The sequence below is a fragment of the Roseixanthobacter finlandensis genome, from assembly GCF_043195105.2.
Taxonomy (GTDB): Bacteria; Pseudomonadota; Alphaproteobacteria; order Rhizobiales; family Xanthobacteraceae; genus NCEH01.
Genome location: NZ_CM195536.1, coordinates 4,191,972 through 4,208,085, shown reverse-complemented (window position 1 = coordinate 4,208,085; position 16,114 = coordinate 4,191,972). Strand labels below are relative to the sequence as shown.

The following is a 16,114-nucleotide window of genomic DNA, read 5'->3' as shown; positions in this document are numbered from 1 at the left end:
CGAAAATGCTCTAGCCGGCGGCGCGGTTCCGCCGGCGCATAGGCTCGGCTTTTTCCTTCGATTGCGCAGGGGTCTCGGCTTCGGTCGCGGGCGCACCGGCGGGCAGGTTGCGGAATTTGGCCGTGCGCAGGATGTGGGTGCGCATCACGTGCGCGGCCCGCTCCGCATCGCGCGATTCCAGCGCGGCGAGCAGGTCGCGGATTTCCCCGAGCGCGCTGGTCGGACGCGGCGAGCCGACGCTGGTGCGTTGAATCCAATGCACCTTGTCCAGCAGGTTCACCAGGATGCCGTGGATCAGCCCGTTGCCGGCGGCGCTGTAGATGGCGCGGTGGGTTTGCAGATCGAGGGCGAAATATTCCTCCACCCGTCCTTCCGCGATCTCCGTGCCGAACGCCTCGAAGGCACGCCGCAGCTTGGCGAGCTCTTCCGATGACATGCGCTCGGCCGCAAGGCCGGCAACCGCCGGCTCCAGGATCAGGCGCAGTTCGAACACCTCGTTCATCTCGGCGTCGGTGAGGCCCTTCACATAGGTGCCGCTCTGCGGCGACACCGCGATCCACCCCTCGCCCTGAAGGCGGGCGAGGGCGGTGCGGATGGGCGAGCGCCCGACCCCGAGTTCCGCCGCGAGCCGCACTTCGCTCAGCTTCTCGCCGGGCGCGAACCGGCGGTCCATGATGCGCGACTTGATCTCACGATAGGATGCGGCGGCCCGTCCAATATCTGCGGCGGCGAGGGGGCTTTCAGTCATCGGACGCATGGAGCTTTCAATCGGGACGGGCGGGTTTTGGTATAATCACGCAATCGAGGGCACTGCAACCCGAGCCGGCTGCGAATACAGCCAGCGGATTGATCTCAACCTCGGAGATTTCCTCCGAAAAATCGGCGAGAAAAGTCGAAAGCGCACTGATGATCTGGGCGACCGCCATTTTGTCTGCCGGTTGCTTGCCGCGCCAGCCGTCCAGCAGGCGCGAGACTTGGGTGGTGCAAAGCGCGTCCAGCGCCTGTTCCGGCGTGATGGGTGCGAGGCGGACCGCAACATCCTTGTAGAGTTCCACCTCCACGCCCCCCGCGCCCATGACGATCAGCGGACCGAAATCGGGATCGGTGCGCCCGCCGATGAACAATTCGGCGATGGGGGAGGCCTGTTCCTGAACCAGCAGGCCGAGCACCGCCCCGGTTTTCACGGCCGCCGCCGCCTCCAGCATGCGCGCGGCGGCGGCGCGGACGTCCTCGGGCGTCTTCAGCCCCACCTTGACCAGACCGGCATCGGACTTGTGGACAAGGTTCTCCACCAGGCCCTTCAGCACTACGGGATAGCCAAGCGCCTGCGCGGCCTCGACGGCCGCCTCGGCGGTCGTGACCTGCAATTCGCGCGGGCCGGCAATGCCATAGGCGGCCAGAACAGTCTTCGCCTCGCGCTCGGTGGCAAGACGCGTTGCGGGGATTTCGCTCATGCGCGCCCGGGCGAGCGGGGCATGGGCGGAAAGCCCTTCCGCGCGAACCGGCGCCTGCGCCGCCGCCCAGCGGCCATAGCGCGACAGCGCCATCATGCCGGCGCGGGTGCCGCGCAGATAGGGCACGCCGAGCGCGGTGGCGGCGGCGTTCAGCTCCACATGCGGCTGGTCGGAAAGATTGGACAGCGCCACCAGGGGCTTGCTGCTGTCCCGCGCGCCCGCGGCGACCGATTTCAGCAGCGCCGAATAGCGGGCAGCCTGCTGCGCGCCGAGCCCGAACGGCGCGTCCTGCAACAGCACCAGCAGCCCCACGTCGTCCTGGCTGGTGATCGCCCGGGCGCAGCCGCGCGCCACCTCCGGATCGTACAAGCCGGCCCAGGTGAGATCGAGCGGATTGCCGATATGGGCATAATCCGGCAGCAGGCGGGCCAGTTCTTCCGCCGTGGATGGGGCGATGGGGGCAAATTCAAAGCCCACCTCTTCCGCCATGTCGAGCGCGAGCGCGATTTCCCCGCCCGAGAGCGAGAGCGCCGCCGCCTTGCGCCCTGTCGGCAGCTGCGCGAGTTGCGAGACCAGCAAGGCGGTCTCGATCAATTCGTCGAGCGAAAACACCTGGATCGCACCGGCATCGGCCAGCGCGGCATCGCAGGCCTCGACGCTGCCGGCGACCGCGCCGGTATGGGCCTTCACCGCTTCCTGGCCCTTGGCCGAACGCCCGCTCTTCAGCACGATGACCGGCTTGCCCTTCGCCCGCGCGCGTCGCAGCGCCGCGATGAAATGCTGGGGCTTCTTGATCTGCTCGGCGAACACCACGATGGTCGTCACCGCCGGATCGTCCAGGAACGCCTCGATATAATCCGCCGCCGTGGTCACGGCCTCGTTGCCGGAGGTCACCACATAGCTGAAGCCGAGCCCGCGTGCCGAGTTCAGCAGCGCGATACCCACCGAGCCGCTCTGCAGCACCGCCGCGATGCCGCCGCGCGCGATCTGGTCCGGCAGCGAGGTGCCGAACAGCGCGGTCTTGCCGGCGAAATTCAGCAGGCCCAGGCAATTGGGGCCGCACACCGCGAGATCGTGCGCGCGCGCGATTTCGACCAGCTCCGCCTGCGCGGCGACGCCCTCCGGCCCGGTTTCGCCGAACCCGCTGGAGAGGATGACGAGGGCGCCCGCGCCCTTCGCCACCGCCTCACGCGCAACGCCGGCCACCGCCTCCGCCCCCACCGCCACGAACACCGCATCCACGGTGCCGGGAATATCGGCGAGGCGCGCATGGGCCTTCTGGCCGAGCAGCTCCGCCCGGCGCGGGTTCACCAGATGAACTTGCCCCTCAAATCCCACATGCTGAAGGGCATTCCAGGCGTTCAGCCCCGGCCCCACCTTGTCGGACGCTCCGACAATGGCGATGGAGCGGGGCCGCAGCAGGCTCTCGATACCCATCAAATCCTCGCAAACACCGGCTCGCGCTTCTCGGTGAAGGCTTTGGGGCCTTCATGGGCGTCCGGGTGGGAGAACACCTGCTGGCAGATCTCCTCCTCGAACTGCGCCATGGCGCTCCAGCCCTCGCGCATGTTGAAGGCGATCGCCTGCCGGGTGGCGCGGATGGCATTGGGGGAGGCCTTGGAGATGCGCCGCGCGATGGCGGTGGCTTCTTCCATCAGCTTTTCGCGCGGCACCACCTTGGTGATGAGCCCCAATTCCTGCGCCGTCTTGGCGTCGAAATTCTCGCCGATCAGCAGGATGTCGAGCGCGCGGTTGCGCCCGACCAGGCGCGGCAGGCGGGTGAGGCCCATGCCCCAGCTCGGCACCATGCCGATATAGGCATCGCCGGCGCGGAAGATGGCATTGTCGGCGGCGATGCGGATGTCGCACACCCAGCCGATGGCGGTGCCGCCGCCGATGCAATAGCCGTGGATGGCGCTGACCACGGGCACGAAATAGCCCTCCAGCCGGTTCAGCGTGCGGCGGCCGAGTTCGCGGAATGCCTTGGCGGCTTGCGGCCCGCCGAAATCGCGCTCCTGGCGTAGGTCGCCGCCGGCGCTGAAGGCCTTCTCCCCGGTGCCGGTGAGAATGACGCAGCGCGCCTCGCCCTCGGCCTCAATGGTGTCGAGCGCCGCGATCAGGGCTTCCAGCACGGCGGAGGACAGCGCGTTCACGGGCGGATTGTTGAGGGTGAGCGTCACGACATGGCCGTCGCGCGCGATCTTCACGAGAGCATCGCTCATGGACTTTCTCCGATCTTGTTTTCTATTTTAAGACTTAATGGTCGTTGCCCTGGAGACCCTTGGGCTTGCCCCAGAAGACCAGGCGCACATGGAAGAAGCGCACCATGGCGTGCAGCGCGATGCCGAGCAGGGCCAGCACCACCAGCACCGCGAACATGCCCGACACATCCATGTTGTAGTTCAGCTGCATCAGCAGATTGCCGAGGCCCCGGTCGGCGCCGATGAATTCCCCCACCAGCGCGCCGGTGATGGAAAACACGATGGCAACGTTCAGTCCGGCGAAGATGAAGGGCAGTGAATTGGGGAACACCACCATGTGGAATTCCTGCCAGCGCGAGGCCACCAGCGAGCGCATCAGGTCGATCTTCTCAGCTTCGATGGTCGAGAAGCCGATGATGGCGTTGATGAGCACCGGGAAGAAGGAGATGATCGCGGCGATGGCGATCTTGGATTCGATCCCGATGCCCACCCACACCACGATGAGCGGGGCGAGCGCCACCTTCGGCAGCGCCTGGAAGCCCACGAGATAAGGCATCAGCGCGCGCTCGATCAGTTCGGAACGGGTGACGAGGAAGGCGCAGGCCACCGCCGCCGCCGAGCCGATGAGAAAGCCGGAGAGCGCCTCGAACAAGGTGACGAGGGTCGCGCCCACCAGCAGCCCGCGATCAAAGATGATCCAGAGCGCCCGCAGCACGGACGACGGCGGCGGGATGAGCAGCGCCGACACGCCGAACAGTCGGGGCAGCGCCTCCCACAGGCCGAAGATGATGATGCCCGCGACCAGCGGCGGGCCGTAGCGATGAAGGATCTGCTTGAGGCGCGAATTCATGGCGTTTGCTTTCCGATGCGCTCAATGCGGGTCCGAGGCGAAGTAGGCGCGCAGCTTGTCGGCAAGCTCCACGAACACGGGATCGACGCGGGTGCGGCTGCTGCGCGGGCGCGGCAAGGGCACGTCCACCACCTCGATGATCGAGCCGGGGCGGGGCGAGAACACCGCCACCTTGTCGGCGAGGAGAAGCGCCTCCTCGATGGAATGGGTGACCAGAACCACCGTCTTTGCGCTCGCCTGCCAGATGCGCAGCAGTTCGAGATTCATGGATTCCCGCGTCAGCGCGTCGAGGGCGCCGAAGGGTTCGTCCATCAACAGCACGTCGGGATCGTGCATCAGCGAGCGGGCGATGGCGGCGCGCTGGCGCATGCCGCCGGACAATTCGTCCGGATAGCGGTCCATGAATTTTTCCAGGCCGACCAGCTGGAGCAGATCCTTGGCTCGCGCCTCTGCTTCCTTGCGGTTCAGCTTCAATACTTCGGCCGGCACCAGAACGTTCTTCAGGATCGTGCGCCAGGGCAGCAGCACCGGGGTCTGGAACACCAGGCCGGTGTCGCGGCGCGGGCCGGTGATGGTGGTGCCGCGAATGGCCAAGGTGCCGGAAGAGGCCTTCTCCAGCCCCGCGATCATGCGGAGCAAGGTGCTTTTCCCGCAGCCCGAGGGACCGATGATGCACACGAACTGCTTGTCGTCGATGTCGAGCGAAGTTGCGCGCAACGCCTCGATGACTTCGTTGGACCGGGACCGGAAGGTCTTGTTGACCTCCCGGATCGCGATCGCGGGCGCGGCGTGCCCGCTCATTTGTAGTCCTTCGCCTGGGCGATGATCGCCTTCTTGTCGAAGGCATTGTAATATTCGACGAATTTGTTGGTGTAATAGGTGCTCACGTCCGGCTTCGACTTGATGAGGCCGGCATTGTAGAAGAAATCTTCCGTCTGGATCCATTCTTCGCGGGTGAAGGCGCCGAAGCGGGGATCGGTGCGGCCGTCGACCTTGTATTTGGCGAGGCGGGCCTGAAGAATATGGATCGCTTCTTTCAGCGCCTGGTCTTCGGGAATATTGGTGGGCTTGGAGGCGGGATACTTCTGCCAGTGAATGCGCACCGCCGCTTCCGGATTGGCCAGCGTGAACTGGGTGCCCATGGCGATGCCGCGGCCCATCTTCTCGGCGACGGTCGGATTGGCGTTCACATAATCCTCATTGCCGAGCAGCATCAGGCTGAGCAGCTTGGAGGTTTCCACCGTTTCGAAATGGCGGAAGGCGAGGCCGTAATTCTCAAGCTGGGCATAGCTCCAGTCCCACAGCGCGAGTGCGTCGACGCGGTTGGCCTTGATGGCGGCGGCGGCTTGCGCGCCGAGGCCGATGGGCAGCCATTTCACGTCCTTCTCGGGATCGAAGCCGATCGAGCGCAGCATCGCCTTTGCCACCGGCACCGCGCCGCTGGCCAGGCTGACCACGCCGATGGTCTTGTCCTTCAAGTCTTTCAGCTGGGTGATGCCGCTGTCCTTGAGCACTGCGATCGTATAGATGGGCTCGCGGACATGGTTGTACACGGCGATGATCTTCGCGCCATCCTGGCGGCCGAAGAGCAAGGCTTCGGGGCTCGCCATGGTGAATTCGGCGGTGCCGGCGATCACCAATTGAGCGGCGGCGGTGGATCCGCTGAAGGGCGAAACCTCCACATCCAGTCCCTGGGATTTCCAGAAGCCCAGCGTCTCGGGAACCGAGGAATGCGGCGCTTCGGCCACCGTTGGGCTGGGCGAGGTGAGCAGATAGCGCACCTTGGTCTGGGCGGCGGCGGGCAGGCAGGAGGCGACGAGCAAAAGGCCCGCAGCAAGACGTGCGTGAAGCGAAGACATTGATGCTACCTCTGGATGCGTTCTGCGACGCTGGTTTATAGTAGAGAACTAGTCATCTAGATTTGTGTCAAGGCGCTATTTTCACCGCGCCTGCATGTTTCTCAGGCGGTACCCACCAAATCGGGGCCGCGCGCGCGGCACGGGCCCCTGGAAACTCTCGGTTCACCTTTCGGCAGACCAGCATCAACCAATTGAAAAATATAGGTTATGGTGCTCAAAACAAAAAAGAGGAGGCGACTGGTGTCACCTCCTCCCGGAAAAAACAGGACCGATTGCGAAGGCCCGGCGCTCTGCGCCCGCCCGCATTTTCATCAGGGCTTCACGCCGCCCCGGCGATGTGCGCCCTTCGCTAATGCGACAAGCCTCCGCCCAGATAGGCTTCATGGACATGCGGGTCCTCGATCAGCGCCTGGCCGGTGCCTTCCAGGGCCATGGTGCCGGTCTCCAGCAGATAGGCATAGTCGCACATTTCCAGCGCGGCATAGGCGTTCTGCTCCACCATCAGCACCGTGGTGCCCGCGGCGCGGATGGTCTGGATGATCGCGAACACCTGCTCGACGATATTCGGCGCGAGCCCGAGCGAGGGCTCGTCGAACAAAATCAGCTTCGGCCGCGACATCATCGCCCGGCCGATGGCCAGCATCTGCTGCTCGCCGCCCGAGAGCGTGCCGGCGATCTGCCGGCGGCGCTCGGCCAAGCGCGGAAATTGCTCGAAGATGTGCGCCATGTCGGCGGCGATACCCTTGCCGTCGGAGCGCAGGAAGCAGCCCATCTCCAGGTTCTCGGCGACGCTCATCTGGCCGAACACCCGCCGGCCTTCCGGGCAATGGGCGATGCCCTTGCCGAGAATGCGCGCCGGTGAGGCGCGGGTGATGTCCTCGCCATCGAACAGGATCTGCCCGCCCGCCGCCGGCACGAGGCCGGAAATGGCGCGCAGCGTGGTGCTCTTGCCCGCGCCATTGGCGCCCACCAGGGCCACCATCTGGCCGCGTTCCACCTTCAGGGAAATACCCTTGAGGGCCGTGACCTTGCCATAGCGGCAGACGAGGTTGCGGATCTCAAGCATGCTTCACCCCTTGGCCGAGATAGGCCCGGATCACTTCGGGATCGCTCTGGATCTTGCTCGGCGGACCCTCGGCGATGATGCGGCCGTGGTTGAGCACGACGATGCGGTCGGAAATGCCCATCACCATGGGCATGTCGTGCTCCACCAGCAGGATGGTGACGCCGCGCGCACGGATCTTCTGCAGGATCTTGATGAAGTTCGCGGTCTCGGTGGCGTTCATGCCGGAGACCGGCTCGTCCAGCAGCAAAGCCGAGGGATTGGCCGCCAGGGCCAGGGCGACACCCAGCAGGCGCTGGTCGCCATAGGGCAGGCTGCCGCCAAGCTCGTTCGCCTGATGATCGATGCCGACGACGCGCAGGATCTCCCACGCCTCCTCGCGCAGCTTGTCTTCCTCGCGCTTCTCCTTCGGCAGGCCCAGCAGAGTGCCGAAAAGGGTCGCGCGGTTGCGCCGGTGCAGGCCGATCAGGGCGTTCTCGAACACCGTATTCTTGTCGAATACGCTGGTGCGCTGGAACGTCCGCACGAGGCCGAGATTGGTCACCTGGTGCGGTTTCAGGCCATTGAGCGAGGTGCCGCGAAACGTCACCTGGCCCTTGGTCGGCCGCAGGAACCCGGTGATGACGTTGAACGCGGTGGTCTTGCCCGCCCCGTTGGGGCCGATGAGGCTGACCAGCTCGCCCTCGCGCACGTCGAAATTCATGTCGGCGATGGCGACGAGCCCGCCGAAATGCACCGCCACATGCTCGATGGAGAGGGCAATCTTGGCTTTCGCGAAGGCGTTCATGCCTGCTCTCCCTTCTCGGTCAGGGTGAGGGACGCGGGCGCGGACGGGGGCCTTGAGAACCAGCGCTCGATCGCCGGCACGATGCCCTGCGGCAGGATGAAGACGATCAGGATCATCAGCACGCCGTAGAGGATCCATTGCACTTCCGGGCCGACGTATTCGCGCAGCAGCACCGGCGCGATGCCGAAGATGAGGCCGCCCACCAGCGGCCCGGCCAGCGTGCCCTTGCCGCCGGTGATCACCATGATCACCATGGTCACCGTATTGAGGAACATGAAGATCATGGGATCTATGATCTGCAGATAATGGGCATAGAGCCCGCCCGCCGCGCCCGCCATGGCGGCCGAGATGATGGCGGCAAGCACCAGATAGCGCGTCACGTCGATGCCGACCGACATGGCGAGGGATTCATTCTCGCGCAGGGCGATCATGGCGCGCCCATAGGGCGAATTCACGATCCGCTTGATGATGATGTAGCCGAGCGTGATGAAGAACAGCACCACGTAATAATTCTGCCACTTGGCCCAGAGCGTCACATAGCCCGTGAAGTCGGAGCCGAGGGTCAGCGGCGGAATGCCGGGCAGGGCGAGCGGGCCGTTGGTGAGTTCCACCCAATTGAGGGCGACGAGGCGCGTCACCTCGGCGAAGCTCACCGTGACGATCACGAAATAAGCGCCGCGCACGCGGAACGACAGCCGTCCGATGATGTAGCCGCACAGGCCCGCGATGATGGTGCCCAGCACAAGCCCCACAACAGCGGGCCATTGTCCGTGCACGAAGGTGTGGCCGAACAGCGTGACCTCGAAGCCGAGCGTGGTCAGCGCGCTGACATAGGCGCCGATGCCGAAGAAGGCGACATGGCCGAGGCTCAATTGCCCAGTATAGCCCAGCAGCAGGTTGAGGCTGAGCGCGGCCAGGATGAAGATGCCCGAGACCACCAGCGTATGCAGGAAATACTGGTCCTTCAGCCACAGCGGCACGCAGGCGAAGAAGAGAATGACGAGATAGGGAAGCAGGCGTCTCATCCGATACGCTCCACGCGCGCGAACAGGCCGGTGGGCCGAAACAGAAGAACCAGGATGATGATGATGAAGCCCATGGCGTCGCGGTAGCCGGACGAGATATAGCCGGCGCCCAATTCCTCCACGAAGGCGAGGATGAACCCGCCGATGGTGGCCCCGGAAATGCTGCCCAGCCCGCCGAGAATGACGATGGCGAAGGCTTTCAGCGAGGCGAGATCGCCCATGGTGGGCGTCACCACGAACACCGGGCCGAGCAGCGCGCCCGCCGCCGCCGCGAGGCTCGATCCGAGCGCGAAGGTCATGGTGTAGACGAGGTTGATGTTCACCCCCATCAGCGCCGCCGTGCTGCTGTCCTGGAACGTGGCGCGCATGGCCTTGCCGAGCTTGGTGCGGTTGATCAGCGCGTAGGTCGCCGCGATCAGCGCCAAAGCGAGGCCCAGTACCAGCAGGCGCAGCCAGGAGAGGGAAACCGGGCCGATCACCAGCGGCTCGGTGGGCAGCGGCGAGGGAATGGATTTCGCGACGCTGCCCCAGGTGAGCGTTTCGACATTCTGCAGGACGATCCAGGCGCCGATCATCAGCAGCATGGTGGTGTCGATGTCGGCGGTGCGCTTGGGCCGCAGCAGGATGAGTTCGATGAGGGCGCCGAGCACGAGCCCGGCGAAAATCGCAAAGCCGATGGCCAGGAAGAAGTTCAGCCCCAGCATGTTCGCCACGAAATACATCATGTAGGCGCCGAGCGCGTAGAGTTCACCATGGGTGAAGTTCACGACGCGCATGATGCCGAAGATCAGCGTCAGCCCGATGCCGAGCAGGGCATAGGTGCCGCCCATGATCAGCGCATTGGCGAGATGTTGCAGCAACTGGTCCATGAGCGCTCCTATTGGGGGCTCCGCCGCACTTCGCGCGGGATCGCGCACGAGCGCGCGCGATGCGGGCGGAACCCATTGAACGGGAGAAGCTGAGGGAGGAGGAGGACCGACCCGCCGTCAATTTCCCACTGAAGGTGCCCGGCGTCCTTGACTGCGGAACAGCGGCGCCGGCTCTTATTATACGTTCAGCGAAGGCTTCGTTCCGCGCGGGTCATCTATCGAATAGCGCCAGCGCGAAGAGAAAGCCTCGCAGAAAGTTCGTTTTTCGTACGTTCCCTTTGGGAGATACTAAAACGTATTATTATTAGCACAATAATACGAGTGGCCACGGGGATTTCAAGTCCCGCAGCGGCATGGACACGCAATTCTACGCCGAAGCCCGCGTTGCGCCAGAGGCGTCGGCGATCCCGTCGGCCGATGCGCCCACGATCGCGGCATAGCGGCCGGCATCGGTGGCGCCTTCAGTGTTGATGACGAACACGCGCGAGGTCTCGTCGAGGCCCAGCAGGGCGCGCATCTGCTCGCTTTTCGCCACCCGGATGAGGCCGGCGAGGCCCGCCCCGCCGCTTTCGCCCGAGACGATCGCCGGATCTCCCGGCAGGGGGCGGGCGAGGCGGCGCATCACGTCTTCCGCATCGGCCTCGTCCACGGTCATGAAGGCATCGGCGGCGCGGGACAGGATGCGCCATGCCACCAGCGAAGGTTCGTAGCATTCCAGCATCGCCATGATGGTGGGCTCGCCGGCGTCGATCTTCACCGACTGGCCGGCCTTGGCGCTTTCGAACAGGCAGGCGGCGCGGGCCGGCTCCACCACGATGAAGCGCGGGCGTTCGGCGCCATGGATCACCGCGAGATGTCCGGCCACCGCCGCCGCGAGCCCGCCGACGCCGGCCTGCATGAACACATGGGTCGGCTTTTCCGGCATGGCGGCGAGCGCCTCGCGAATCATCGCGGTATAGCCCTGCATGACGAGGCCGGGGATGCGCTCATAGCCCGGCCAGGAGGTGTCGGAAACGACGATCCAGCCCTCGGCGGCGCATGTGCGCGCGGCTTCCTCCACCGCATCGTCATAGGTGCCGGGCACATGGATCATGCGCGCGCCGAAGCGGGCGATGGCGTCCACTCGGTCGGCGCTGACGCCGGAATGCACGAAGATGGCCGCAGTCGCGCCCACCAATTGCGCGCCCGCCGCGACCGAGCGGCCGTGATTGCCGTCGGTGGCGCAGCCGACCGTCATGGTCTGCGCGATGGCGCGGATTTCGGGGGTCAGCAGTTCGGCAACGTCCACGACGCGGCCCAGGCGCCGGCTCGCCTCTTCCAGCACCAGGCGGATCACCGCATAGGAGCCGCCCAGCGCCTTGAAGCTGCCGAGCCCGAGGCGCGTGCTCTCATCCTTCACCGCAAGGGAGGCGACCTTCAGGTCGCGGGCGAGCGCGGGCAGGGAATGAAGCGGCGTCGGCACATGCTCGGGCCGGTGGGCAAGGAAGCGTTCCACTTCGTCCGCCGCCGCGATCGACAGGCATTCGGCATCCCGCAGGTCCAGCGGAAGGTCGTGATCGGGAAGTGCATTGAGAATAAGCATGCCGCGTCCTTGTGCTCTCCATGCAACGTTAGTGTGCGGTGAGAGGGCGCGGGGCTCTAATTTCCCGTCGTAAATGCAATGTTGTTGCATTTGCCGTAACGGAAGATCGGTTTTCGCTTATGTGAAGCCAAGGCCGTTCCGTTCGGCCGAACTGCGCCGCCGTATCCCCTCCTGCACGGGAGAAGGGCAGCGGAGGCGGAAGCCCTCTCCCAAAAGAAAACGGCCGGCTCTTTCGAACCGGCCGCCGAACGTCAGGCTGCGCGAAGCTTTAGCTTCACTTCTTCTCCACGCCGCACCAGTCGTAGATGCTCAGAGCCATGACCTTGATGGCGGTGATGTAATCCTCGATCGACACATATTCGTCGTTCGAGTGCATCACGGCCGTGGAGCCGGGGCCGAAGATCACGGTGGGCGTGTCGGCATAGAGGTTCAGGAAGCGGGTATCCGCCGCGCCCTGGCGCCCGGAGATGATCGGCTGGTGGCCGGAAATCTCGGTGTAGGTCTTGCTGACGATGTCCACGATGGGATGGTCGCGGGGGATTTCGGAGGCCTCCGCGTCATAGCCAACGAAGCGCACCACCGGGGGATGATCCTTCATCCAGGGGTCGCGGGCGGCATGCTCGGCGATCTTCTTCACCAGGCTCTGCTTGACGCCCTCGTGGTCCTCGCCGGGCACGGTGCCGATGGAACCCTTGAGCAGGCAGGTGGCGGGGAAGGCGCTCGGATAATTGCCGGCCTGGAAGCTGCCGATGATGCAGGGCAGAGAATCGAGGGCGTTGGGGTAGAGCGGGTGGGTGATGGTGGCGACGCGCTCGTCCTCAAGCTCCTGCACCGCTGCGGCGATCTTGTTGCCGAGCGTGATGCCGGAAATGCCCTTGTAGCGCTGCTGGATGCCGGCGGGCTTGCCGTTGATCTCGATCTCGAACCAGATGCGGCCGATGCAGGCGGGCTGCACGTGCAGGTCGCTGGTCTCGCCGGAGATGCCGGCGTCCGCCTTATAGCCGCGGATCACGGTGTCGAGCGTGCCGTGGCCGCTGACTTCCTCGTCGATCACGACATTGATGTACACGTCGCCCTTGGGCTGGAGGCCGAGTTCCTTCATGAACTCCACCGCCATTATGTGGCTGGCGACGCCGCTCTTCATGTCGGCCGAGCCGCGCCCGTAGATGCGGCCGTCCCGGATGAGGCCGGACCAGGGATTGTCGCTCCAGCCTTCGCCATTGCCCACCGGGATCACGTCGGTGTGGCCGTTCAGCAGCAGCGAGCGCCCGCCGCCGGCGCCCTTGAAGGTGGCGACGATATTGGGGCGGTTCTCATAGCCGCGGTCGACGGGGCGATAGCCGGGATGCTTCTTCAGCTCTTCCCAGTCGGTTTCCCACATGTCGACGTCGAGGCCGATATTGGTCATGTAGTCGTTGAGGAAAGCCTGGATCGCGGCTTCATCACCGGTCACGCTCGGGATGGTGATCATCTTCTGCAGGAACGCGATCGCCTTGTCGCGATTGGCGTCGATCGTGTCCAGAAGGGCCTGACGGTTGGGGTCGCTCATTGCTCTGTCTCCGGAAGGTCTCGTTGCGCCGGCTCGCGGCGATGTCCCGATACAAAAGAAAACGCCCCCGGGACCGGCCCGGGGGCTTGAGGCACCGCCTCAGAGGGCCTTGAGGCGGGGAATGATTTCCTTGGCGATCACCTCGACCTGGTCGGGTCGATACTTGTAGGGAACGAAGATGATCTTCTGCACGCCGGCGTCGATCTGCTCCTGAAGCTGGGCGACGCATTCGTCCACATTGCCCATGATGGCGCTCTCGCGGGTGCAGTCGCTATAGGCCGGGAAGTCCCATTCCTTGTTCAGCCAATCCATCATCTCGTCCTGCACGGCGGCCTTGGAATCGCCGACCATGATGGGAAGCTGGGAGGCATTGAGCAGGGTGTCGGGATCCTTGCCGCCTTCTTCGGCGAAGTTGCGCATCTTCGCCCAGGACTTCTTGAAGTCCTCGGGACGGTAGAAATAGGTCAACCAGCCGTCGCCGACGGTCGCTGCGCGCTGCAGCACCTTGTCCACATAGCCGCCGATCAAGATCGGCATGCGGGGCTTCTGGTAGGGCTTGGGATACATCACGGCGGCGGAAATCTTGTGGAACATGTACTCGCCGTCCACCTTCTCCTCGGTGAACAGGCGGTTCAGGATCTCCAGATTCTCATCCATGATCTTGCCGCGCTTTTCGAACGGGATGCCCATGGCATCGAATTCGCGCTTGTACCAGCCCGACGCCATGCCCATGACCATGCGGCCCTTGGAGAGCTGGTCCATGCTGGACAGCTGCTTGGCGAGCGCAACCGCATTGCGCAGCGGCAGGACCAGGATGCCGGTGCCGAGCTTGATGCGGGTGGTGCGGGCGGCGATGGCGGTCAGCACGGTCAGGGAGTCAATAATGGGGAAGTTCGGCTCCACGCCGAGCAGCATGTGATCCCACACCCAGATGGAATCATAGCCGAGTTCCTCGCACTTCACGCCGTATTCGACGAGGCCGGGCGCATCGGGCATTTCCGGGTAGGCCGTGAAGTTCCGCGAGGCGACCCCGAAGGTCTTGGACAGGATGGTCATTCTTGTTCCTCCATTGGCCCTGGAGCGTTTTCGAGCGAAACGGACACTTGTTCGCGCCGAAAACGCGTTGACTTAAGTTGAGGTCAGGCGATGAACAGGCGCTCGGGATCGAGCATCCGCAGGGTCGACAATTCGTGTTCGGTCGGCGGCTCGGTGATCGCGTTCTGGGCATCGAACACCAGGTCGAACCCGGTATTGTCCTGCACCTCCTCGCGGCTGACGCCGGGATTGAGCGCCAGCACCTTCATGCGCCGCTCGGCATCGTCGAAGCCGAACACCGCAAGCTCGGTGATGACGCGGAACATGCCGCCCGCCGGCAGGCCGCTGTCGGCGCGCGAGGTGCCGCCACGGATGAAGCCGGGGCTGGTGATGAAGTCCACCTGCTCCACGAACCGCCGCTTCTCGTGCTTCATGGCCACGATCATGTTGGTGAGGGAGGAGATGTCATTGCCGCCGCCGGTGCCGGGCAGGCGGGTCTTGGGATGTGCCGGATCGCCGATGAAGGACGAGTTCAGATTGCCGAACTGGTCGATCTGCGCCCCGCCCATGAAGCCGATGTCCACATAGCCGCGCTGCAGCAGCAGCAGCACGTCGGTGGAGCCGAGCACCATGTTGGCGCGCTTGGTGCAGCGCTGGTCGTTGGTGGAAGGCGGCAGCTTGCCGGGTTCCACGAACGCGCCCACCACGCCGCCCTCGAACAGGATGGTGAGGCCGGGGCAGCGCAGGCGCTGGGCCAGGGTCGCGGCGAGCAGGGGAATGCCGACGCCGGCGAACACCACCTGCCCATCCTTCAGCTGGCGGGCGCTGAGGATGGCGAGAATTTCGGTCGCCGTGTAGCGATGCGCCTCAGTCATTGTAGATGCTCCGTCCGCGCTGGCTGGCTTCCAGGATTTCCTCAAGACCGATGAGCGAGAGGTATTCGTTCCAGGAGGCGGGGCCGTAGACGTATTTTTCCAGGTATTCGCGCATGCCCTCGACGGGCGCCTTGTTCACCTGGGCGACATATTGCGACATATGCTTCATCATCGGCTCATACAGGCCGAAGCATTCATGCGGGGCCGAGCCATAGGGCACTTCCACCACCGCATCGACGCAGAAGAACGGGATCTTCGTCTGGTCGGGGGCGCGGCGGATCTGGTCGTTGGAGACGATGCGCTCCGTGGTCAGGATCACCCGCTTCGCCGCCATGGCGAGGTCGATGTCCATGAATTGCAGCCCGTCCATCTGCGCATTGCCATAGGCGTCGCAGCGCTGGACGTGGATCAGCGCCACGTCGGGATTGAGGGCGGGCACCAGCAGTAGCTTTTCGCCGGTGAAGGGACAGTCGATCTCCTTCGCCTCGGGGCGGATGCGCAGCACGTCCGAGCCGAGCATGGAGCGGATCGGCAGGAACGGCACGCCCATGCCGCCGGCGCGGAACCGCATGCCGACCGCCATGTGGCTCCATTCCTCGTAATTGGCGCTGCCGTTCTCCACATGGTGGCGCATCACCTTAGAGAGGCCCCACAGGATACCCTGGGCGAACCAGCTGGTGATGATGTGGTCGCAGATGCCGGAGCCGAACAGCAAATCGCCATCGGTGGAAATGATGCTGCGCGAGCAGGTGAGGCCGGTCTTTCGGGCGCGCATGAGCTGCCAGATCATCGCCATGGGCGTGCGCGACATGGTGGAGCCGCCGAGGCCCACGCTCGCGCCGTCCGGCACGAAGGAGGCGGCTTCCTCCAGCGTCACCACCTTCTCGCGCAGGCTCTTGTCCCGCTGTGAGAGGTCTTGGCGCAATTGCGCATAGGGCGTCACGCCTGATGCCGTCACCTTCGTC

General features: G+C 64.8%; 15 protein-coding genes. All 15 read right to left on the bottom strand.

What is annotated here, in order from left to right; all coding sequences use genetic code 11:
• Positions 1 to 10: 10 nt before the first annotated feature.
• Positions 11 to 757, bottom strand: coding sequence for a GntR family transcriptional regulator (locus V5G24_RS19750; RefSeq protein ID WP_394084972.1), 747 nt, complete (start codon positions 755 to 757; stop codon positions 11 to 13).
• A gap of 7 nt (positions 758 to 764) precedes the next feature.
• Positions 765 to 2,891: an acetate--CoA ligase family protein gene (locus V5G24_RS19745; protein ID WP_394084973.1), complete on the bottom strand. Its 2,127-nt coding sequence runs from the start codon at positions 2,889 to 2,891 to the stop codon at positions 765 to 767.
• A complete protein-coding gene (locus V5G24_RS19740; RefSeq protein ID WP_394084974.1) occupies positions 2,891 to 3,676 on the bottom strand; it encodes an enoyl-CoA hydratase/isomerase family protein in 786 nt (261 codons plus the stop codon). Before V5G24_RS19740 ends, V5G24_RS19745 begins: the two co-directional genes overlap by 1 nt.
• A 34-nt stretch (positions 3,677 to 3,710) precedes the next feature.
• Positions 3,711 to 4,505 (bottom strand): ABC transporter permease, encoded by a 795-nt coding sequence (locus V5G24_RS19735; RefSeq protein ID WP_394084975.1) that lies wholly within the window; start codon positions 4,503 to 4,505, stop codon positions 3,711 to 3,713.
• 21 nt (positions 4,506 to 4,526) lie between these two features.
• Positions 4,527 to 5,306 (bottom strand): ABC transporter ATP-binding protein, encoded by a 780-nt coding sequence (locus V5G24_RS19730; protein WP_394084976.1) that lies wholly within the window; start codon positions 5,304 to 5,306, stop codon positions 4,527 to 4,529.
• On the bottom strand, positions 5,303 to 6,364 hold the full coding sequence (locus V5G24_RS19725) for an ABC transporter substrate-binding protein (protein WP_394084977.1): 1,062 nt from the start codon (positions 6,362 to 6,364) through the stop codon (positions 5,303 to 5,305). Before V5G24_RS19725 ends, V5G24_RS19730 begins: the two co-directional genes overlap by 4 nt.
• A 349-nt stretch (positions 6,365 to 6,713) precedes the next feature.
• Positions 6,714 to 7,430 carry an ABC transporter ATP-binding protein gene (locus tag V5G24_RS19720; protein ID WP_394084978.1) on the bottom strand — a complete coding sequence of 239 codons (717 nt, stop codon included), beginning with the start codon at positions 7,428 to 7,430 and terminating at the stop codon, positions 6,714 to 6,716.
• Entirely contained in the window at positions 7,423 to 8,214 is a 792-nt protein-coding gene (locus V5G24_RS19715) for an ABC transporter ATP-binding protein (RefSeq protein WP_394084979.1), read from the bottom strand. The genes V5G24_RS19720 and V5G24_RS19715 overlap by 8 nt, the downstream gene beginning before the upstream one ends.
• Positions 8,211 to 9,239, bottom strand: a complete 1,029-nt coding sequence (locus tag V5G24_RS19710; protein WP_394084980.1) for a branched-chain amino acid ABC transporter permease — start codon at positions 9,237 to 9,239, stop codon at positions 8,211 to 8,213. The genes V5G24_RS19715 and V5G24_RS19710 overlap by 4 nt, the downstream gene beginning before the upstream one ends.
• A complete protein-coding gene (locus tag V5G24_RS19705) occupies positions 9,236 to 10,108 on the bottom strand; it encodes a branched-chain amino acid ABC transporter permease (RefSeq protein WP_394084981.1) in 873 nt (290 codons plus the stop codon). The genes V5G24_RS19710 and V5G24_RS19705 overlap by 4 nt, the downstream gene beginning before the upstream one ends.
• Positions 10,109 to 10,475: 367 nt before the next feature.
• Positions 10,476 to 11,690: a diaminopropionate ammonia-lyase gene (locus tag V5G24_RS19700; RefSeq protein WP_394084982.1), complete on the bottom strand. Its 1,215-nt coding sequence runs from the start codon at positions 11,688 to 11,690 to the stop codon at positions 10,476 to 10,478.
• A gap of 274 nt (positions 11,691 to 11,964) precedes the next feature.
• A complete protein-coding gene (locus V5G24_RS19695; protein ID WP_394084983.1) occupies positions 11,965 to 13,239 on the bottom strand; it encodes an ArgE/DapE family deacylase in 1,275 nt (424 codons plus the stop codon).
• Between the two features lie 99 nt (positions 13,240 to 13,338).
• A complete protein-coding gene (locus V5G24_RS19690; RefSeq protein WP_394084984.1) occupies positions 13,339 to 14,295 on the bottom strand; it encodes an LLM class flavin-dependent oxidoreductase in 957 nt (318 codons plus the stop codon).
• A gap of 83 nt (positions 14,296 to 14,378) precedes the next feature.
• Complete coding sequence (locus tag V5G24_RS19685) at positions 14,379 to 15,149, bottom strand: CoA-transferase subunit beta (RefSeq protein ID WP_394084985.1); 771 nt, start codon at positions 15,147 to 15,149, stop codon at positions 14,379 to 14,381.
• Entirely contained in the window at positions 15,142 to 16,107 is a 966-nt protein-coding gene (locus V5G24_RS19680) for a CoA transferase subunit A (RefSeq protein WP_394084986.1), read from the bottom strand. The genes V5G24_RS19685 and V5G24_RS19680 overlap by 8 nt, the downstream gene beginning before the upstream one ends.
• Positions 16,108 to 16,114 lie beyond the last annotated feature (7 nt).